The 22,215-nt window shown below is 40.0% G+C and carries 14 protein-coding genes; 7 read left to right on the forward strand and 7 right to left on the reverse strand.

Annotated elements, in window-relative coordinates; translation table 11 throughout:
* Window positions 1–2: 2 nt before the first annotated feature.
* Both AX660_RS21985 and AX660_RS21990 read right to left on the reverse strand, forming a co-directional pair.
* A complete protein-coding gene (locus tag AX660_RS21985; protein ID WP_106404126.1) occupies window positions 3–1,484 on the reverse strand; it encodes a DUF1593 domain-containing protein in 1,482 nt (493 codons plus the stop codon).
* A complete protein-coding gene (locus AX660_RS21990) occupies window positions 1,481–2,980 on the reverse strand; it encodes a pectate lyase family protein (protein ID WP_201027491.1) in 1,500 nt (499 codons plus the stop codon). Before AX660_RS21990 ends, AX660_RS21985 begins: the two co-directional genes overlap by 4 nt.
* Window positions 2,981–3,655: 675 nt before the next feature.
* On the opposite strand from AX660_RS21990, the gene AX660_RS21995 reads away from it, so the two are divergent.
* From AX660_RS21995 to AX660_RS22015, 5 genes are all read left to right on the forward strand, one after another.
* Window positions 3,656–6,289, forward strand: a complete 2,634-nt coding sequence (locus AX660_RS21995; protein ID WP_157884371.1) for a TonB-dependent receptor — start codon at window positions 3,656–3,658, stop codon at window positions 6,287–6,289.
* A 144-nt stretch (window positions 6,290–6,433) separates the two neighbouring features.
* Window positions 6,434–7,999 carry a pectate lyase gene (locus AX660_RS22000; protein WP_068382200.1) on the forward strand — a complete coding sequence of 522 codons (1,566 nt, stop codon included), beginning with the start codon at window positions 6,434–6,436 and terminating at the stop codon, window positions 7,997–7,999.
* Window positions 7,983–8,672 (forward strand): LamG domain-containing protein, encoded by a 690-nt coding sequence (locus AX660_RS22005; RefSeq protein ID WP_068382203.1) that lies wholly within the window; start codon window positions 7,983–7,985, stop codon window positions 8,670–8,672. The genes AX660_RS22000 and AX660_RS22005 overlap by 17 nt, the downstream gene beginning before the upstream one ends.
* 300 nt (window positions 8,673–8,972) lie before the next feature.
* A complete protein-coding gene (locus AX660_RS22010) occupies window positions 8,973–10,439 on the forward strand; it encodes an apiosidase-like domain-containing protein (protein ID WP_068382205.1) in 1,467 nt (488 codons plus the stop codon).
* A gap of 72 nt (window positions 10,440–10,511) precedes the next feature.
* On the forward strand, window positions 10,512–11,402 hold the full coding sequence (locus AX660_RS22015) for an alpha/beta hydrolase (RefSeq protein WP_157884372.1): 891 nt from the start codon (window positions 10,512–10,514) through the stop codon (window positions 11,400–11,402).
* Window positions 11,403–11,909: 507 nt separating this feature from the next.
* On the opposite strand, the gene AX660_RS22020 is transcribed toward AX660_RS22015, so the two are convergent.
* Both AX660_RS22020 and AX660_RS22025 read right to left on the reverse strand, forming a co-directional pair.
* Window positions 11,910–12,947 carry a hypothetical protein gene (locus AX660_RS22020; protein ID WP_068382209.1) on the reverse strand — a complete coding sequence of 346 codons (1,038 nt, stop codon included), beginning with the start codon at window positions 12,945–12,947 and terminating at the stop codon, window positions 11,910–11,912.
* A gap of 735 nt (window positions 12,948–13,682) precedes the next feature.
* Window positions 13,683–15,257, reverse strand: a complete 1,575-nt coding sequence (locus AX660_RS22025; RefSeq protein ID WP_068382211.1) for a DNA cytosine methyltransferase — start codon at window positions 15,255–15,257, stop codon at window positions 13,683–13,685.
* Window positions 15,258–15,651: 394 nt separating this feature from the next.
* Between AX660_RS22025 and AX660_RS22030 the strand changes: the two genes are divergently transcribed.
* Window positions 15,652–17,097: an MvaI/BcnI family restriction endonuclease gene (locus AX660_RS22030; RefSeq protein WP_068382213.1), complete on the forward strand. Its 1,446-nt coding sequence runs from the start codon at window positions 15,652–15,654 to the stop codon at window positions 17,095–17,097.
* 10 nt (window positions 17,098–17,107) lie between these two features.
* Window positions 17,108–17,806, forward strand: a complete 699-nt coding sequence (locus AX660_RS22035; RefSeq protein WP_068382215.1) for a hypothetical protein — start codon at window positions 17,108–17,110, stop codon at window positions 17,804–17,806.
* A gap of 469 nt (window positions 17,807–18,275) precedes the next feature.
* On the opposite strand, the gene AX660_RS22040 is transcribed toward AX660_RS22035, so the two are convergent.
* The 3 genes from AX660_RS22040 to AX660_RS22050 form a co-directional block, all read right to left on the reverse strand.
* On the reverse strand, window positions 18,276–18,776 hold the full coding sequence (locus AX660_RS22040) for a hypothetical protein (RefSeq protein ID WP_068382217.1): 501 nt from the start codon (window positions 18,774–18,776) through the stop codon (window positions 18,276–18,278).
* Complete coding sequence (locus tag AX660_RS22045; protein ID WP_068382219.1) at window positions 18,761–20,683, reverse strand: hypothetical protein; 1,923 nt, start codon at window positions 20,681–20,683, stop codon at window positions 18,761–18,763. The genes AX660_RS22040 and AX660_RS22045 overlap by 16 nt, the downstream gene beginning before the upstream one ends.
* 407 nt (window positions 20,684–21,090) lie before the next feature.
* A complete protein-coding gene (locus AX660_RS22050; protein WP_068382221.1) occupies window positions 21,091–22,158 on the reverse strand; it encodes a hypothetical protein in 1,068 nt (355 codons plus the stop codon).
* Window positions 22,159–22,215: the final 57 nt, after the last annotated feature.

Here is a 22,215-nt window from a genome sequence, read left to right on the forward strand (position 1 = left end):
GATTAATTAATTTCAATCACGACTCGCTGATAACGAGTGAGTTGGGGAGTACCGCTATCAGTTACCTCAACAACGATGTGAATGGTTTGATTTTTTTGCGCGTCTTTGGGCACAGTCAAATAAGCTTGTTGGGCATTGGCATTCTGAATGTTAACTGAGCCTTCATAACTATCGGCCTCAGCGTACTGCCACCAGTTATAATGTAATTTATCACCATCAGGATCATGACTTCCCTTAGCATTGAGTTTGACGATTTCACCGGCTTTAGCTTTTAAGTTGTTCACATGGGCTAACTTAACTATAGGTGGATGATTAGCTTCCGCAAACGGCTTAACACTCCAGTCTGAGCGTGCGGCAAAATCGTTTTGCATTACATCTGTCCAGCGCCACAGTGGTTTGAAGTATTCGCTACGTTGTTCTGCCGTGGTATCTGTCCCTTCACGTAAACTCGAGCGGCCCCAACCATTACTGCCATACCAACGCCCAGGGGGATATTGGTAATTAGTTTGTGGAACAGGATCAAGCCAAGTGTTTTCTCGCACTTTGATGTAACGGCCACCCCAACCTCCCCAGTCGGGTGACTCCAAACTACGTAAACCAGTATTAATAGTATGTAAAAATGCGGGGGAATCACCCTCGGAACGAAAATCACCATTATCATGGGCAGCATACAATGCGTTTAAGGGGCCATGATTTTTCAATATGTTTTCATTCATCCAATCGCCATTGAAATAGGTTTGCATGGATTCGGGCTGTACGTTTTTCCAGCGATAGGCGATAGCTTCAAATTGATCGGAAATGATGGTGGGGATATTAAACTTGCCCCACTTAGGTCGAATATAACTCTGATAGGTCAGGTCTTGTTCCCAAATCAAGAACAAACGCAGCTTATTGGCCACATAGGCCATTTTTTCAGGGTGAGTTTCTTCAATGGTTTTTAGGGCGCGTGCCAGTGTATTAGTGCCGCCCCAAGCTTGGATCCAGATGGGGCGTTCATCGCTTTCATCTAATAAAACCTTGACGATATGACTTGAACCGGCGGTAACCTTGTCCATTTCTCCTTCGGTTTCCACATTGCCTAAAAAGGTGCGCTGTTTAAGAAACTCTGCAGTAGGATAACGGCTATCATGTAAAGCCAAATTAGGCTGCACTTTGGCGTAAGCCTCAAGAAAGGGATCAATCCAGTCATCACCGGGCCACCTATGGCCGTGCCAATGATATTGAGAGCTTGAAGTGACTATACCTTCAACATTCCATTCATTGGTATAGTAAAGAAAGCGTACTAAAGAACACTGATCGTCAATTTCGCCGTCACTGGTTACTATTACTCGAGTTTTCTCGGTTTGCTCAACTGTCTGTGCAAACGCATTTTCTGTGAGCAAAACCATGCCAATTAAGCTGCAGCTTAGTACTAATTGCGCTCTGCTTTTTTGTAAGACTCGTTTTTTCAATTTGTTCAGCATCATGGCTGTGTTTGTGATCATTGGTGTTGCCCAATACCATTTAGATATTTTTCTAACATGGTGTAACCATCGGCAGCCACACTATTGCGATCTGTGGCGTCATGGGGATCTAAGCCATAACGACTTTCCCAGGTATCAGGCATACCATCTAAATCGCTATCCACAGGTGCTGTTGTGCTTTGCAAAGTTGGCCAGCCACCTACGTCATTGGGAGAGTCAATGATACCTACCGTTATTGAGGTATCAGCAACCTTGTGCTCCTTTTTATAAGTAGGTCCTTCAAAAGTTGCAGAGCCATTACGGACTTCATCGATAATACGTTGGTCAACAGCATCACGTTTGGGCAAGTTACTGCCGGCATTTTGCAGCACTAGCTCATAGGCTTGCTGCGCACTGTGTTGATTTATGGCCATGGCAGGCCAAGGTTGTTCAAGTTTTAAACCAGCAATATAAGCATCACCATCTTGAGGTTGTACGCCACCATGCCAATTATTGGCTGATACCTCGGCATTACCTTCAATTAGATTGTCTGTGATGTACCAACTACCATAATCATCAGCTTTGTTACGTGACCATGGGTTAGCAATTTGGTATTGCACAGCACCAGGTTCGGTAGCTGGGCCTGGCTTGTAATAATTGGCTACCATATTGATATTGGTGAAGTTAAATTTGGGGGCATTGTTTTGTTGAACCTCACCCCCATAGGTACCTTTGTAGCCCCAGTTATAAATGACGTTGTTACGGAAATCGGTATTGCCAGCTCCGGAGGCAAATCGAGGGTTGCGACTTGAATGATGGGCAATTAAATTGTGATGATAAGAGCTGTAGTTCGAGCCCCAAATACCACCAAAACCATGATTACCTTTTACATGATTAGACATATACAAGCTTTCAGCTATCACTGACCACTGCACTGTAATATTTTCACCGTGGTATATAGACAGAGTTTCATCTACGCTCCAACTGGCAGAAACATGATCGAGAATGAGGTTTTTGGTATAACGACTGGTTATGGCATCGGCATCATCGCCGGATTCGCCGCCCAACCTAACGCGGATATAGCGAATAATGACTTGGTCGGCTTCAATCAATAAAGGGTAAGCTCTTAGTGTGATGCCGTCACCAGGTGCTGTTTGACCTGCGATAGTAATATTGGGGTTGCGAATGACCAAATCGCTTTTTAACTCTATGGTGCCCGACACAGCAAACACCACTGTCCTCGCCCCCGCACTTTCAATGGCTTTGCGTAAACTACCTTCGCCCGCATCATTTAGATTAGTAACATAATAAACCTCACCTCCACGACCACCTACTGTGTGTTTGCCATATCCTTCGGCGGTAGGGAAGGCCAGTAGTTCAGTTTCTAACGTGAGTTGTTGTGCTGCCTTATCAGTGCCAAGCGCAGTGTTCTGCTTTAGCGAACTACTATCACAGGCGTTAAGACAAACTACGACGCCACAAAGTAAAAAAATCGCTACGGCTTTAAGGCCTTGATACTCATTTTTGTTAACAAACATCGTGTTTAGTCTCATTAGTTATGTTAGCTCGCATGTACATCAAACACTTTCGTAACTGCAAATAAAACACGAGAAAACTCATGCTGCAGTCAAGAAAAAATCTAAAAATCACATTTAGTAGCATATAAAAACTCAATTTTTGACGAATGAATAAAACTTATCAATCAATCAATATATGGCTCCTTTTCATAATTAGTACCTTTTTAATAATATTTTAGCAATGCTTTTTTAACGTAATTAATAATATTTTTGTAGCAACAGAATGTTTTTTTACGGTGATCAAAATTAATAGAAGCCAGTAAAACCCAATCATTCAAGGGCTCTATAGCCATTTTTTAGAGTGCAAACTTTAGCCAATATGGTTGCCGGCGTTAACCACATGTTAATTATTTATTAAAAATGTCGTTGACAGATTGAGCTCATTGGGGATATGTTATTGCCACCGGTGGCAAGTGTTGTCATGCGTAATTATAACCTTTTTAGTAAGATTTTATGCTTAAGATCGCTGAAAATCCCTGAAAATCACGTTAATGGCACAAAGAGCTTAATAAGCGCTATAAATAGAAACACACTCAATAACACAATGAGAGGACATCACTAATGAGCAAACACAAGCAGTTTAAAAAAACATCACTATGCATTGCGATTAGCAGTTTACTAGTCGGGTTAAGTAGTATGAGTCTGCATGCACAAGAGGCTAAAACTAAAGTAGCTGATGCGGACGTAGAGGTTATACAAGTCGTCGCCCGAGGTTTTGCTGATAGCTTATCATTAGCATTAAATACTAAACGTCAATCTTCTGGCTCCGTTGATATCATCATGGCCGAAGATATTGCTGACTTTCCCGATCAAAACTTAGCGGATTCTTTACAACGTATTCCAGGTGTTGCAATTAGCCGCAGCAACGGTGAAGGCAGTACTATTACTGTCCGCGGTTTAAACTCTGATTTCACGCGTACACATTTAAACGGCATGCAAACCCAGTCTATCGTTGGTGGTACAAGCTCACGTACTTTCCAATTTAATACTTTTGCCTCAGAACTTTTTAATCGTTTAGAAGTTCGCAAAACAACCAATGCAGCGATGGATGAAGGCTCATTAGGTGCAACAGTGTCTTTGTTTACGGCCCGTCCCTTTGATTATAAAGAAGATGTGGTTGCCTTTAATGCACAAGGAGCTTACAGCAGTGAATCAGGTGATACCACACCTCGAGTTTCAGGCGTAGTCAGCTGGACGAACGACGATGACACATTCGGTGCTGTTTTTTCCGCTGCTTACTCAGAAAGAAGCGTGTATGGCTCAGCGCCAAACACGGGGCGTTGGGAAGATGATGTTTTAAATTTCTGTACAGCCTGTGAAAACAGTGATCCAGCTAATCAACCACCAGCTGGTTATTGGCATCCGCGCTTTCCTCGTTACGTATTTGGTGATGCTAATTTAGAGCGCACAGGATTAACCTCTAGCTTCCAATGGTTACCCACTGACAGCACACAACTGACACTAGATATATTGTATTCAAAAAATACCGGTGATACTTATGGCCCTGCGCTAACGCCCATCAGTTTGGCACGTACTGGTGATACCGGCCTTCAACAATCTGATTGGGTTAGTTTAGATGTAGTTGATGCAGCTGATTCTGTGATTATTGGTGCTATGGGGGATGTGGATGTTCGTTCTGAGTATGTGCAAACTGCAGACGACGGCGATTTTAATCAAGTAACCTTACATTTAGAACAAGACATTACTGATGATTTTAGCATGAAGGTGTTGGTTGGTCGTTCTAAATCAACTGGCCACAATAATTACGAGAGCCTGATATACGAACACTTTAGCGATAATGACAATCGTAAAAATGTGACCTATGCCGATAATAGTTCTACCGTAGGTTGGGATTTTAGCGATATGTTAAACCCTTCAACAAGTTACAGTTTTGATGTGAAAAACCCAGCGAACTGGGAGGTATCAGAACTGCGTAATGATGTTACCGATTCTGAATCAGAAACCAGAACGGCTAAAGTAGATTTTGACTACATATTAACGGAAGAGTTGACCTTAGCTGTAGGTTACGCTGACGAATTGTACAGCATGGATACGACCAGACAACAACGTAACAACCCATACAACATTGATAATGCATGTGGTGTTTCTCCTGTTGTGACTGCCGCAGATGGTTCAGTAGAAACATTTAAAGGAACCGATACCTTCTTCCTTCCTGACCATGCAGCCTATGTCAAAGTTAGGGATGCAGGCTGTTTTGAGTTTTATAATGTTGACGGCAGTATTCGAGATGCGCAAGAAAATAGCGCTTCTTATTACTTGCAGGCTAAATTTAATGCTGAAATGGGCGATATGATTTTACGTGGTGATGCCGGTGTACGCCGTGTGAATACTGACTTAGATACCACAGGTATTATCGCTGGCGAAAAAGTAACGGTTAAACATGACTATTCAAACACCTTACCCTCAATCAATTTAGCGCTAGAAGCGACAAATGACTTAGTCTTGAGAGCCAGTTGGGCCAAAGTAATGTCACGTCCTACACTAGGAAGTATCACTCCAGCGGGTAGTATCACCACCTTTGGCGAGCCAAAAGTGACGTCTGGTAACCCTTTCTTAGCACCTTTTAAAGCGGATACGACTGACTTATCAGTAGAGTGGTATTTTGCTGAAAGTGCGATGTTATCAGTTGCCTACTTCAAAAAAGATATCGAATCTTTCCCTGAAACCATTACCACTGTAAGAAATTGGCAAGACCTCGGTCTTGATGACTCTTTACTAGGCGCACAAGTAGAAGACTTGAAGAATGCCGATTTTGAAGTAAGACGTTTAGAAGATGGTGCCGGTGGTGATTTGGATGGTTTTGAAATTCAATATCAACAACCATTAACCTTTTTGCCAGGTCCAGAGTGGATGCAAAAGTTTGGTATCTTGGCAAACGTAACTTTGGTTGACTCTGAAATTACTTATGGTGGTAATCGCAAAGGACCATTAACTGGCCAAGCAGACAAATCGGCTAACCTTACGCTTTATTGGGAAGATGACGTAATAAGTGCACGTATTTCGGCGGCATACCGCGGTGAATACTATAGTGACTTAGGTTCATCCGACCAAGAAAAATGGCGCACCATTGACCCAACAACTAACATTGATATTTCTGTTAGTTATCAGGTTAATGAAAACCTTAAGTTAAGCTTTGAGGCAATTAACATCACTGATGAGTGGGAAGTCCAGTGGATGCAGGGTCGATTAATTGATGTTGGTAATACTCAAGGTACAACTTATCAATTTGGTGCTAGCTACAGGCTGTAAGTCTGCCTAGATGTATTAGTTAAAACTTGAAACCCGGTCTAGTAGCCGGGTTTTTATTCTCTATTTTTTCTCTGTATAACTAAAACCACGTTTTCAAGAGGTTAAATCTTGCTAAAAATTAACTGTCGACGTCGCAAGGTTATTATGTCAGTCATTTTCTTACTGACTCAAAAAGCAATCGCTGCCCAGCCAGTAAAAGAACAATCAGTCATTGATACGATGAGACGTGCCACGAGTTTTATGACCGAGACGGTCAGTTACCAAGGTGGTTATGTTTGGTCTTACTTACCCGATTTTTCAAGGCGTTGGGGAGAGATGGAAGCCAAACCCACTATGGTTTGGGTGCAACCACCAGGTACGGCAACCATGGGGCACCTTTATTTGGATGCCTATCATGTCACCCAAGATGAATTTTATTATCAAGCAGCTCAACAGGTTGCATCTGCTTTGATTAAAGGTCAGCACCCTAGTGGTGGCTGGAACTATATGTTTGATTTGGCTGGCGAAGAATCATTAAAACAGTGGTACCAAACCATTGGTAGCAACGGTTGGCGGCTGGAAGAGTTTCATCATTATTATGGAAATGCGACTTTTGATGATGCTGGTACCTACGACGCATCAGTATTTTTACTGCGTTTATACCTAGAAAAAAACGATCAGCAATACAAAACCCCATTATATAAAGCGATAGATTTTGTACTTGATAGTCAATATGAGATTGGCGGCTGGCCGCAGCGTTATCCGCCGATGCCAGAGCATTCAGTTAAAGGTCAGCCTGACTATTCCCGTGATATTACTTTTAATGATGATGTTGCCATCAATAATATGCAGTTTCTGCAGTACTGTTTACAGTCGTTAGACGATCCGTCGTTAAAAAAACGACTAACATCAGCGATTCATCAAGGGATGGACGCCTTTGTTAAATTGAAGCTGCCGGCTCCTCAGCCTGGCTGGGCTTTGCAGTATTCCCACGACCTAAAACCAGCGTCGGCGAGAAGTTATGAGCCCTTATCGATTTCAGTGGGAGCTACGGTCAATAACCTAAAGTCTCTCATGCAATTTTATCATCTTACCGGTGATAACAAATATCTGGCGGGCATCGCAGCGACAATTGACTGGCTTGATGCACTGCGATTACCAGCAGAACTTATCCGTGATGGCAGAACCCATCCCCGTATGGTTGAGATAGGTACAGGCAAAACCTTGTTTCTGCACCGCCGGGGATCGAATGTTAACAATGGTGAATATTTCATTGATTACGACCCTGCTTTTCAAGTAGCTCATTACCCTTCAATTGGCCGTGTTAATGTTGATGAGTTACGTCAACAATATCTTGCTACGTTGGACAAGCCAATTATTCCGCCAACAACTCAACCTAGGTTATTACTCGATAATTTACCTGCTCTACCACGTTTTTTTGTATTAAACGAATTTACCGGCAGCAAACAAAGTATCGACGCCATTGTCTCCTCGCTTAATAGCCAAGGTTTTTGGCCATCAAAATTAGATTTTACTACCAACCCTTATATTGGTCCGGCTAATTTAGAAGTGGTATCCGGTGACTACCGTACCACTTTTGTCGGTGATAAATATGATACGTCACCTTATCCTAGTGAGGAATCGGTCATTGTAATTACACTCAAAGAATACCTGAAAAACATGGTGACTTTACTTAACTATCTGGAGCAAAAAAATGTACCAAAGCATTAAAACCTGTTGTTGGGTCATCTGTTTATTCTGCTCTTTTAGCATTATCGCCGATGAAAGCCAGACGTGGATGTTGGATAATTTAAGCAACATTGGTGGGCATGGTTTACATATTGAAGGGCAGCCAAAAGTTGTCGGTTCACAAGATAAATTGAGTCTTCTTTTTGACGGAAATCAGGATCGTATTCAAATTGCCGGTAACCTAGTTGCAGGCATGCAAAGTTTTACCTTGGAGTTACTGGTTAAACCTTACGCGCCAACACCAAACGGGCGAGAACCAAGAATAATCCATATAGAAGATCCGAATAATTCTCAACATCGGATTACCCTCGAAATGCGTTTCACTAAGCAAAACCAATGGTATCTGGATGCATTTCTAATGGATGGTGACTCTCGTTTTACGTTGATAGATTCAAACCTAACCCACCCGATAAATCAATGGGTAAATATCGCCATGACTTACCATAACGGCGAGTTTAACTCGTATGTGAATGGGCAAAAGGAACTTTCGACGAATATGCAATTTTCACCTATGCCAGAAACCGCATTAACCTCCATTGGAGCCAGAATGAATAAAGTGCATTATCTGCACGGAGAGCTCAAACAATTACGAGCTAATAATCGAGTCTTATCTGCCCATGAAATGATATCGGTAAAGCATCTCAATGAAAATTAACCTCCATACATAAAGAGTCCAAACGTTAGAAATAACCTTATTACTGGCGAGTCACAGTAGGGCACAAATAACGGTGTCCAACGATTAGCTATAACCGAAGATTTTTACGCCACTGGACAAATATAGAAAACAAAATATTTCACATAAATATAACTATGTAGTTACTTTTGTTGTTTTTATGATTTAAACTCCTGTTTAGTAATTTATTCGTATTGGCAAAATTGATTTTATTGAGCTCAATAATAAATTTATTTTCAAAAAGCGGGCAATCGCTCTCTTGATTTTTGATGAGGATCCACAATGAAAAAACGCATATTAACTTTACTTTGTATGTTGATTGTCTACCCGCTGAGTTCAATTGCAGCATCTCCGTGGCAAGAGCATGGCAAACTCGAAGTTGCTAAAAATGGCCACTACATTCAACATCAGGATGGCACGCCTTTTTTGTGGATTGGTGACACGGGTTGGGCGATGTTTCAGCAGCTAAGCCGAGAAGAAGTCGATCAATATTTAGATCATCGGCAAAAATTGGGATTCAATGTAATCCAAGCAGTTGCCCATTGGTCACCCCATGGTGGTGGAATACCACGTAGCCCTAACAATGCGCCTAATTTTTATGGTCATAGCCCATTCTCTGGTAGTGAGCATGATCCAAATACTGGCGAGCCTTTGGTAGTCAAAGGGGGGAGCCCTGAGTCTCCCAATGATTATTGGGACAATGCTGATTATGTGGTTAATGCGGTAAAAAAACGCAATATGTACTTAGCCATGTTACCGACGTGGGGAAGTGAGTTAATCACTGGTTCTAACGAATTTACTGAACAAGAAGCTAAATCCTTTGGTGAATTTCTAGGTAAACGTTATAAAAACGAACCAAATATCATTTGGGTTTTGGGTGGCGATACTAAAGCGCAATTTTCTGCTTACGATAAAAATCAAAACTTTTCTGCCTACGATCATCGCGCCATTTATCGAGCTATGGCCGAAGGATTAGCACGTGGTGTGACAGGTAAAAAAGTTGCATGGAACAAAGCCAACCCTGCGTGGGATGAACTTTTTATGACCTATCACCCAAATGGTGATGCACCCTATGGGTCATCGCAATGGTTTCATAATGATGCGTGGTTAGATGTTAATGGCGTTGAAGTCTGGAAAGAAGTTAATCATGTCTACCGCACCATGTTAGATGATTATCAACGCTCTGATCCTATTAAACCTTCTTTGTTTTTAGAAGGCTCTTATGAATACGGAACCTATCGTCATGAATGTGGTTGGGTGACCCCTGTTAGAGTGCGTCGTCAAATTTATCAAACGTATTTTGCCGGTGGGGCAGGTCATACCTACGGGGCTGGACCCATCTGGGCGATGCGCGGTGATGATGGTGATTACAACTGTGGTTACACTTGGCAACAAGCCTTGGATTTTCCAGCGGCTAAGCAATTTTCCGTCGTAGCAAAAAACTTTTTACAAGAGCATAGTTGGTTTGAATGGGTGCCGAACGGTAATGTTATTAGTGCTACAGGTGAAAACGAAAGCTTAAAAACGGCCGTCACCACCGCGTCTGGCGACATGGCATTAGTGTACTTTGCCAATAATTCACATACTCAAGTAAACAATATATTGGACACACCGGCGAAAGCTTATTGGTTTTCGCCCAGCAACGGTTCTATAGAGACCCTAACGGATTTCACCCAAGGCGAATCCCGTGTTATGGCACCGCCCGCAAAATGGGAAGATGCCATTTTAGTGCTTATAAGTTCTAATTAGCTGATAGCTGCGGAAGATACTTTTAATATGCTAAACGTAACCAACTCTGTCATTTTTAGCCGGGGGGAATATATGATAAAGAGCTTAAAAAGCATGAGGATTGTGCGAATAGTCTATCTGTTTAGTGCAGTCATCATATCTGTCCCAGTATATTCGAAAACGCTCTCTTCAGGCTTTCATAGTAATGTTGAATATGGCAGCGCTAGCGGTGAAAAACTGCTTCTTGATGTTAACGTTCCTGAAGGGCAAGGAAAATTTCCAATTGCCATATACGTTCATGGTGGTGGTTGGACGGGAGGCGATAAAGCTAATCCTGATGATGCACCAATACTTAACATGCTTACCACAGCTAAATATGTTTGGTTTTCACTTAACTACCGCCTTGCTCCTTTACATCGTTGGCCCGCAAGCCAGGATGATGTGCAAACAGCTATCCGTTGGGTAAAGAAAAATGCAGCCCATTATAAAGGTGATTCCTCACGAATAGCGCTCATTGGTTATTCCGCCGGTGGTCAATTAGCGACATATGCGGCGATGGTTGTGGACGAAAGTATTAGCGTGCAGGCTGTTGTCGGTTTGGCTCCCCTTACCGATTTTGTTCAGGAATTACCTAAAAGAGGCAATATTCTTGGTAGGGCTCAGCGCGGTTTGCTAAATCGTCCGAAGGAGTTAACTGCAGAATCTCTCGGGATATTAAAAGCACTTTCGCCAATCAACTACGTTCGACCTGGTCTAGCGCCATTTTTACTTGTTCACGGCGATGCCGATCAGTCGGTGCCTTACCAGCAATCACTTGCCATGCAGGCTAGACTAAAAGACAATGGCGTCCATTGCGAACTGCTCACACTGCCTGACGCTCCTCATCGCTTAACGGAATGGACTCGATTCCTTCCGAACTATGAGGAGCAAATTGTTAGCTGGATGAATCAGGTGCTTAAATATCCTAAAGACACAAAATCTTAACTGGAGTGGAGTTTAACTGGGCACAAACCATTCTAGTGCTGGAAATGCGGTTATTAAAATGCTCCTTGGCTTGTTGAGCCTACGGGACCATGGACATCATAGACTACTGTAAACACCCCTGTTGAATTAACAAAAGGCAGCAATGTCATTCGCCTAAGCGCAATTAGCAAAGAAGGTTTGGCCAATACTGACCACTTTAGCCTGAGCCCCCAGTAATAATCTTAAAATATCTTGCCAACAAAATGCAGTGACTAGCGTCGCGCAAATTGTTGGCAAATAATAATTTTTGTCTTCGTTTTAGCAGCTAAAGCCAGTCATCAATATAGAGTTAACCTTCAGCGTCAGTGTGCTGGCAAGGTTGATGAATAAGCGTGTTACTGATCCCTGTGAGATTAGCGACGTTATTAGTGCTTTGATGATGTTCGGTTTAAACGCATTATTACGGACAGAGCGCTATGCACCTTCTGCTAGACTGCAGAAGGTGCAATTAGCGTTATAAAATCGTGATCACATACTAGGAGCAGCAGTAAACGGCTCAGCTAAACGTGCCTCAATTAAACTGTCGATTTGTGTGTGAGAACCTTTAGGTAAAAAGCCAAAAACACTGACAGCATCAGTACCAGTATAAGCACGTTTATCTTCATCGCGGCCAAAGCTAAAAATAACCATATTGTTACCTTGTCTCCAACCTTCATCGCCAGCGCTCTCAGGTCCCGCATCTTTTACAGCAATATATAATAGCTGTGTATCCTCAGGGTCACTGTCCACTAAATAAAAATAAGGAGAAGGAAAATCATTACCAAACTCGGGTTCTAGATAGCCTAATCCACCTTCTTTTACTTCTCGGTGAATACCATCCTGAAGTACATAATAGTCTTTTTCAATAGAGGCTTCTTGCTCGCCGCCAATAGGCCCTTCAAACAGAAACGCATATTTGTCTTCAGCCTTTAATACTTTAATTGCCGCATGCGTTGGGAAGAAATGATATTCAAGTTCATACAAATCATTAAAGGAACGCATGATCAAGTGCTGCCCTTCAAGTCGTCCGTTAAACTCGATAGTATTGCCCTGAGTATCAACCCAGCGAGTTTGCGCACCGCTTTTTCGTTGGGGATGATCAAAGTTTCCCTCACCAAAGTTTGGCCAGCCACGATATTCGTGTTTACCCCCAGTTGAAGGAGACAAGTTATAACCTTTATCGGCGTCATTTCCAATCCAGTCATTTCCGGCCTGATCAAAGGCGCTGCTAAAACCACTTTTTCCTTCTGTTTCACCATTTTCAAAGTACCAAGTCCCTCCCGCAGCGGCGATTTTCCAGCTCATATTGTCAAAGTGTTTAACCTTAGTAACCACTACTTTATTATTTGGAAAAGGCTTGTAAGGAGAGCCCGCCGCGAGCTCATATTGCGCTGCGTCGGTAGCAGAGTTTACTGGAGCAGTAGTATTATTCAGAGTTTGCTGGGACGGTGTGGACTTGTCGCCATTATCACATGCACTTAAGCCAAGAATGCTGACCAATGTTATTCCAATAATTGTTTTATTCACATCTACTCCAAATCATGTTGTCTAAAAAATTTAGTGGTAGCGATATAAGCTCAGTATTTCTTGTTGAAATAGACTCACAATCGCTGTCAAATTTATTTACTTACGGGAATTAAAAAAGACATTTTTCAGCGTTCTCTGATTTGTTAGCGAGTTTTTTACTAAACAAAGTGAGTGACTAATTAGAAAATTATCGATTTGCGATTATATAGAAAGTAAAAAAACGGTATTTTTTTTGTTCTTATTTGCGTTGATAGAGGTATTTTAGTTAAAAGACAATGAAAGTAAACTGTATGTTAATTTTATGTGAGATTGATCTTGCCTAGTGTCTAAAAAAGTCGGGTTGCTAGCCGTGTTGCTACAATTTTGCTACACAGAAATGATTTTAAGAGTTTTTATGTTTGGGTTTAGGCTTTAAAGCCATTTAAAATGGCGCACCCGGCGAGATTCGAACTCACGACCTCTGCCTCCGGAGGGGCAATTTTCATATATTGCCACACCTGTAAAAATCTCTTAACCCTTTGTTTTAAACAATAAACAATGAAGTGAAGGTAATTCCAAATAACTGCCTATAACTACTTCAATGTCCCCAAAATGTCCCTTAATGAGACGATATAAAAAGTATTCTAAAACTGACGCAACCTCAAATATTTTAACTTTTACGTACAGCTTTACCCAGCATTAAGGCTTTATTGATTAAATCAGCGCTGAAACATTTATATGTTTGTCTCATAGTAATTAAAGCAATTTTTTTACACATTGCCCAAGCCTCAATCCGAGAAGCGGAGGTACTGCGTTACCCACTTGTGTATATTGAGGGACTTCAAACTTTCTCATTTGTCCACCTGTTGTAATTTTGGAACGAAATACAAAGTTATCTGGAAATGATTGTATTCTTGCCATTTCCCTAACGGTTAATACTCTCAGTTCATGTTCATCATAATGACAAGCGTCATCAGGAATTGATAATGCCGCGGGTGCTGGTGAGCTTGCTACTAGCGCTTTCTGAGTTTGTTTTTTTGTGGGATGAGATTTCAAATAATCTATGAACTTTTCTTTACTCACAAATTTCGATAATTGACCATCTTTTTGAAGGAATTCATATGGTTTGCAAAGTGACCATATGTCATCAGGAAGAGTTATCTCGTCTCCTTTGAGAACTGAAAAAATTGCTGTAGTAACTCGCCGTTCATCAATCGAACGTAGAACTTGATATAGCCGAAAACGCCTTTTAACTACTTCCCCATTACTGCGAAATTCATGATTCGACAAAGATTTGCGTTGCGGTAAAAATTCGAAAGTTGCATTGAGTAAATTTACAAATTTTGATGGTTTAGAAGGATTAGTTTGTTTCAAATCATCTAAAGCGTCACGAACAGTAATAGCCTCTCCATTGACTAATGATGCTAGAAATGAATTTTCAAATAAATTTAAATCAGAGGGTTTAGTTGCATCAAAATAGCTCAAGTGCCCAAATGGCAAATCACTCCCGACCTTTTTAACGAGATTATAAAAATCTAGTGAGTGAGTAAATAACTTAGTATTGGCAGAATCATCATCGAACTTTTGTAAAATGCTTTCGACGTGGTCAAACTTAACAGCAATCATTATAAAGCGTGGGCGGTTTTGTGCAATGCCAGCAAGCCGAGCATTAATATGCAAGCAAAGTGGGACATACCCAATCGTTGCAAATACCTTAGCTACCTCATACCAAGCATGAAAACTATTTCCGTCTTTGTCTTGGAAAGCTCTTAAAATTCCAGTTACGTTTTCAAGCATCGCTATTTTGGGCTGAGTATGCTCAACAAACTTTGCGAACTCCCAAGGAAGTGTATTTTTTTCACAATCCTGTTTACGGAGTCCAGCCATACTAAAACTTTGGCAAGGTGGGCCACCTGAGACCAAATCTAAACCGCGTTTAGCGCCAAATGCAGTTCTAAGCTGATGTACTAAATCACTATTTTTATCAAGTAACCTATTTAACTCTACAATACTTCCAACGATCAATTTTCCTTTTAAATTTGAAAAGTCTTTAGGCAAATCACTGTTGCCTACTTCGCCAAATGTTGGAAATTCAAAGGGGTTTTCTCTTAGTCGAGCTTTTAAGTCTGCATATGCACTATTCAACCAAAGAGTATTCTTGGCTTTCTTAGAGACATTTGCCAATTCTTCAAGGTTTTCATCAAAAAAGTTGTATGCAAAAGACTCTGCGGCCATAGGAGACAATTCATTTGCCATTGATAGTTTGAAGCCACTTTTCTCTAAGCCCAATGACAAGCCGCCACAACCAGCAAACAACTCAATATGATTCATGCAAATACCTTTAAAAACAACACGGAGCGCATGATAACTAGAACGACAATAAAAGTCCAGGAACAAATTAAAAATCAAGATAATTGAAACAGAATTATTTATAAGCTATTGTAATTATCGGCTTTTAAGAGAAGCCATTCTTTTAGAAAAGACCCCTTCAGGCCATCTCTGTAGATAAACCAATTTTTGATTTGGTGAATTTATGGTGTGGTCGAATTCATAATTCACCAAGAATCTTCAATTTGTTTATCTGCCTAAGCATGATTTAGGTGGGTTTTCTTCTGTGTCTCTCCATTTTCGTGCTGCCTCGGCTTTAAGGGGAGCCAATTTAATAAAACGCCACTGCGTACCCTAAGTTTGTTGTTCATACACAGAATCATACAGGGTACAAATTATGTCATCACATCCTAGTGATCTACCGTCAATTAATCGAATCCAACAACGTGCAAAGGCGCTAAAAAAGAAAGAGGGTATTTCTCAAGCGCAAGCGTATCAAAAAATTAGTGAAGAATACGGGTTCACCTCTTGGCCAAAGTTTCGTGAAGAGCTTAAAAAAAAAGAACGTTCTAAAACCACCATACAACTCCCATCGATAGATTTCGTAATGGATGAAGATGTTGAAATGACTGAACAAGATTTCGAAAGCTTAGATAATGAACGAAGCAGTGAACTACCAGAAGATATAAAGAGACGCGTTCAAGAAAACAAACGTCAACTTACAAAAGTTGGTATCGAATTCTCAGTATTTGAGCCAACTATCACAGGACTTAATAAGTCTATAATTGACGCGACTCAACCTGTGCGCACGCACTTCGAATTAGAAAATTTTCATTTCTACTCTGATCAAGGGCAAGGGCAAGAACATAAAGTTAAAAAAACCTCCTTCTTGCTTACCGATAAAATAAAGATCAAATCTTCCGCAAGCTTTTATAGACCAAATACGAAAAAAGGTGATCCTCGTATGTGGTTCTCTAAATTGTCACAAATTTGTGATGCAGGAGATCAAATTGCAATTGTAATACATGAGGATTCCCCTTTTCTCATAAACCTAAGTAAAACGATGCTATCTGAATCATTGGAAAATATTGATTCATGCATAGGACGGTTCCTAAATGACGTTTGTGAAGACGAGTTTTCGGTTGCTGAAGAGCTTTTATCAAAACTTAAAGGTTTAGCAAAACAACCATTGCCAGCTTTAAGGTCTGGAAGTACGGGCATTGGATTTACCATTGAGACAATGTTAGGAATTGCCGCCAACTCTAGTAAAGAGCCTGATTACGATGGCATCGAAATAAAGTCAGGTAGAGGTGCAACAACTAGAACAACTCTTTTTGCTCAAGTGCCAGATTGGGCAAAAAGTCCATGTAAGAAAAGCGCTGAAATTCTCAATAAGTATGGCTATGAACGGGAGGAAGATTTCAAACTTTATTGTACTTTAAGTACGTTGAAAGAAAATTCACAGGGACTTAGCTTTATTTACGATGAGTCAAAAGATGAATTGCAAGAGTGGCATAATAAAACAGATTTAGTTGCCGTATGGCCGGGTAAATTGCTTAGAAGCCGATTAACAGAAAAGCATGCAGAAACGTTCTGGATAGAAGCATCAAGCGAAGTTATTGAAGGTGTTGAGCATTTTCATCTGAAATCAGTAACTCACACCAAACGCCCAATGGTTAGCCAGCTATTACCCCTTATTCAATCTGGCGTTATAACAATGGATCACTTGATAAAGCGGAAAGGTAAAACAAATCGAGTAAGTGAAAAGGGGCCATTATTCAAAATGAATAAGAGAGATTTGGAGCTTTTGTTTCCAGCGCCGAAAACATATTCATTGGTGTAGGGAAGAACATATGAACGTGCGAAATGCAACATACACACGGGTAGTAAATATCCCAGACCATGTTTATAAAGAAGCCGAATATCGAGCCAATAACTTACCCATACATAAGATGTCTCATCGCAAGGAAGAAGCCAATGGTGTCGGCTGTCTTGGTGAGCTGATAGCAGAATATTGGATGACACGCCACCAGATACCATTCACTCCAGAACTTGAAAATACAAGGTTTGATTACAAATTGGGGGCTGGTCTCACAATTGATGTTAAAACAAAAGACCGGAGATATAAGCCTAAGTTAGATTTCGATAATAGCGCTCCTTTGTATAACCATGAACACCAACGCCCTGATTACTTTTTATTCATTTCTCTAGAAAGAAATAAAAATGACTATTCTAAAGATCTAAGGCGATTCCACAGCGCCCACATCCTTGGTTCAATAAGTTATGAAGAATTGAACTCAATTGGTATACCTTTTCTAGAAGGTGAGAGCGATTGGAGAAATGGTACAGAGTTTTGGACGGATTGCTTGAATGTGGAAATGTGGCAATTAATACCACTGACAGAAACTATCGATATTTTTAAAGGACTAATTAATGCTCCTTCCTCAAAAGCGGATGTTAATTTAAAGATATTGAAGGAAATGAAATTCCGTATAAAAAACAAACAACTAAAACCAAGAAATTTACCTTTGCTCAACAATGATTCTGTTTAAAAGTCATGTGAACGGTGAAGTTACTTAAATTATTTCAGATGAGAACTAACTCATTTTGCATATGAACAACTCAAACATCAAACAAAAAGCTGGCTGGCTTATTAAAGGCTTATGTGTAGGGACATCATATCTGACGTGACACATTGCCTTAGAAGTTCAAACCAAATAATATAGCCAGTTTTGAGCGAATTGCGGACATCAAATAGTTAAGTTGGGTTAGTCCGCTATAGACAAACAGCGGACATTTTATTGGGTAAAATCCGTCTAGATTTAAAGTCGTTTTTTTACAGCTATGGGAGGATTTTTACTGGTGCTGCTCCTGTTCCTAGATTATTACTTCACAGGAATAAAATCGCCGGAAGAAGTGTTTGTAATTTCTGGAAAAATAGCCGGTGTATTTGCATTGTTCCCTTTAGGTTGGTAAGCGTCGGTTAAATTTAAAGAAGTGCAAAAAAGCGGCGGGTAAAAATCAACGCGGTACTGAAGCATGTACGTGATCTTTCTCTAGTTTCACCCATGAGAAACCGGCCGCCATTGCAAGACATGCTAATTTAGATAGCTTTTTAGTATCTCTATCATCAGTAGTGATATCTGCGGCTCTTCCTTCGTTATGAAGAGAGTATTTTGTATGTTCAGCATTATTATCCCATGCTTCTGTAATTCTTAGTTTTCTCTCCCCCTCCCATTCTTGATCGATTAGCTCAACTAATTTGAAAATAGTTTTCTTCAAATTTTTTGTGACTTTTGAATCGGAACAATCGCCTTCCTCAAACTTTATTACAACATCGTTAGAACAATAATTAAAAAGGTCCTCCAGTGCATTACCATCCTCTGAGCGGACAGATATTCCTGAAGCTTCTACTTCCGATATTGACGGACGGTGTTCATTTATGTTGAATTTACAACTATCAGCATTAGCAGATTTAAGATCCAAACAAAATAAGAGAATATAAGCTAGATTCTTGAACATCTGTATTCCTTGCTTCTTCGATAATTTCTTTCTTCTTCTGTCGCTGCACTAGCAATCTTTCTTTCATTCCAGTCGTTCCATTCATCATTGAGATAACAACTTACGACCACTACTCCGTTAGGAAAACGGCATCCTTCTCCGCCGGAATTACAGTAACTAGTTCTATCTTTCGAATTCTGATTTTTTAGACAACTGACTATTCGCTGTGGAACATAAGGGGCGTTTCCGTATTGATGCATATAGTAATGCTCACTTTGGTAACTATTCTTCCCGTCAACCCAACGAGCTTGGTTTGAATAAATCGTTATAAAACCCGCTTTTTGCGGAATAGCTTCACATTTAATATCTTTCCATTCAGTGACACTAGAATATGCTAATCGTAAATCATGATAATAAAATGGGCTTTCAGTATGGTCTAGTACTACTTTTTTCGGCCCCGCCCTTTCGGTTATAGCTATGTCTACAAGCATTGGTAATTTTTCAATTCTATTTTCGGCATATTTTTTCATCTGTGCAAACGTGTTTACATCTTCTATAGAATCAAATGGCTCAACAGGTAGTGTTAGATTATCTACCGGTGAACCTTTTATAGCGATATATTGTTTAGAAGAAACTTTACTAATCACCTCTTGAGTCCTTGTGTATGACAAAATTTCTCTAATGCTTTCTTCCGAAACAACATAAAGTGAAATTGATACAGGAACCCATTCACCTTCACGAATTTCCCAACTCACATCGTTAAAAGTCTTAGATTTTTGTTCATTTTCTTCACTAGCAGAGAAGACCTTAAAATAATCAAAAGATTTCTTATCCTTTAGTTCGTTGTGGTAGTCATGCTTAGCTTTTAAGACGGCCCCTTTTGTAACCGACGCCCCTTCAATTGGTTGCTTTAAGGCCTCGTGAAAAAGCTCGTACTCTTGCTTTTTTTTGTTTTCGATTAGTTTAAAAGTGATATTTTGGCTGGCTCTATGAATTACAGACTTTAGTTCATCTTTAAACTCTTGAACCAAGTTGTTGCATTCGTTGGGTTCCATATGTCGACACTGTATAGTCAAGCGATTTTCTTTGATGTAAGTATTTATTGAAGACTCTATAAACTTTGAAGAAACCAACCGATGATGTTCTGACTCTACTTTTGTTGAGCTTTTTCCGTTACCTCCGCCAATTTTCAAGGGCTTTATATCTAGAGAAAATCCGTTTGAGGAGGAAATATTAGTAACTTTAGTATTCTTATTTTCCTTAGCAGAACTGTGTAGATCTTTAAATCTATTACTTCTCAAAAAATTTTCTTCACTAAAATCTATTCTACTTGAAATCGTTTCAGGTACGCTAACAAGTATTTGTAAATATAAACTAGGCCTTTCTGCAAATTCCTGTGCTTCCCTTAAGTTTTCAAATCGAATACTAACCGTTTCACTGCGCTCTACTTCGCTATTTGGAGTGATCTTAATGGTTTTTGAGAATGTACTGATAGGAGGAAATGAGTAAATCATGTCTTCTCTAGAAGAAGGGAATTGTACAAATACCATTCGAAAAGCATGCGTGATGAAATCGATGTCAGGGTTCTCAATTTCTTCCTTTCTTGAAATATGATCGGAAATCTCGTGTAGCAACTTGTTGTTATAGAAAAAAATCTCTAGGTCAATTTCGAATGTACCTTGTTCTGTGTTAAGTGATTCTACTTTATTCTTGATTTCCAGAGGATCAAATAAAAGCTGAGGGGTTATATAGTACTTATCGCCTCTTTTGTATATATCTACTGTTTTTCCTAGAAATAAAATTGGAGCACTATCATATTTAGTTTCATCGAGCTGTAAGTTGCTTCCAACATTTTGGGAATTAATTTCTTGACCTATCGCGGCCCCCAAAAAAAGCAGTATAACTGTAAAAAAAAACGATTTACTCACTGTGAATCTCCTTGTGATGCTTTCCTTTCGGTAATGTTCTAGAAATGTCTACAATGATGCATCTAAAGGCTCATAATGACATTTAGAACTATTAGTATGAAATATCCGAAAAAACAAATATAAAATTAATTTAGCACCCTTTCTAGGATCGAAAAGCAGGTCAGCCGCTACAACTTTACATCCAGACAAGCACTTAACTCTCAACAATGAAAATACTATGGTCAGCTATGGCACTTAAAGCAGAAGGTCGGTATCAGTCGTGGGAATGTCAGAAATTCGCGCGTTGACGCTATCAAGTAATCAATACGCCAACTTCCGCTTTACGCTGTGAGTTCAATCGATGGACGCAACACATTGGTTAAATCTCAATAATAAAAAGTGTCAAATGAAGTAGTGACTATTCCAGCTTATGCTTGTTGAAAAGGATTGGCCTCAAATAATTCATCTATCTGCTCAGTTGAGTAACGACTGGTCAATGAACTTATCTCTAAAAAGTGCCAATCTAAAGGCTCAATTGTTGGATCTTGATCAAAACATATTTTTGCTTCAATGAACTCATCCAACACTTTGAATGTATCTTTACCTTTCATTTTTAACCATGCATCTTTGGGAATTCCGAATTCAATTTCAAGAATTTCAAGTGCACGCTGTTCAAAACATACTTTCGCAAGCTTGCGAGTTTCACCAATATATTTCGCCTTAATGAAAGCATAAGCTAATTCAATACACACTCTATACCCAGCAGGCAGATAGTCGACCTCTGCAATGACGTTGCTGAATGTTGCTTTATAGCCATCTAGCTTGGTCAATTCACTATAACCAACTGGATAATGTTCGAACTCCATTAGCTCTTTATAAAGAGAAACTGCCGAAGTTTGATCTAATATGTTTGACAAGACACTCTCAGCAATTACGAAGCTAACAGAGTTAAAAAAAGCTCTAACCGCATCGCGAATATTTACTGTTTCAAAAACATTGAATATTAGAGCGGGGCCACTTTGAAAAGCAGCTTCATTCATCGGTTCAAGAACTAACAACTCTGTCAGTAATGACATTTCTCCAACTAGTGATTTGGCTGGGCAACTTCTTGCGCTACTGTAATTTCCCCATGCCTTTTTCTGGAAATACCCCTCAAATTTCGTTACGGGTCTGCCTTCAACATCACTTGCTTCCGTATCGTCTACTTCTTGTATATATTTATCGAAATCAATTTCCTTCTCTAAATCGAAAAAGTAGGTTGATAATTCATCAAGTGATGCTCCACTTCTTTTGAGCCTTCGACTTTTATTGAAAGCTTTGTTTAATTTCGCTTTAAAAGCGTCTAAATCAGACTTTCTTTTTGCATTACTAATTTTATTCTCAAGAAAAGTGATTTCTTCGTTGGTTTGTTCTAGTTCAAGTTTATTAGCAGGTTGTTTAATAAACTGGTACCAATAAGCAGTTTTTAGTAATTCATATGAGGTTGTTGCTAGCATTCAGTACTCCTTAATCTGATTTAATTTGTGATTCGTATTATACAAGAATCAACTACC

The organism is Paraglaciecola hydrolytica (genome assembly GCF_001565895.1).
GTDB classification, from domain to species: Bacteria; Pseudomonadota; Gammaproteobacteria; order Enterobacterales; family Alteromonadaceae; genus Paraglaciecola; species Paraglaciecola hydrolytica.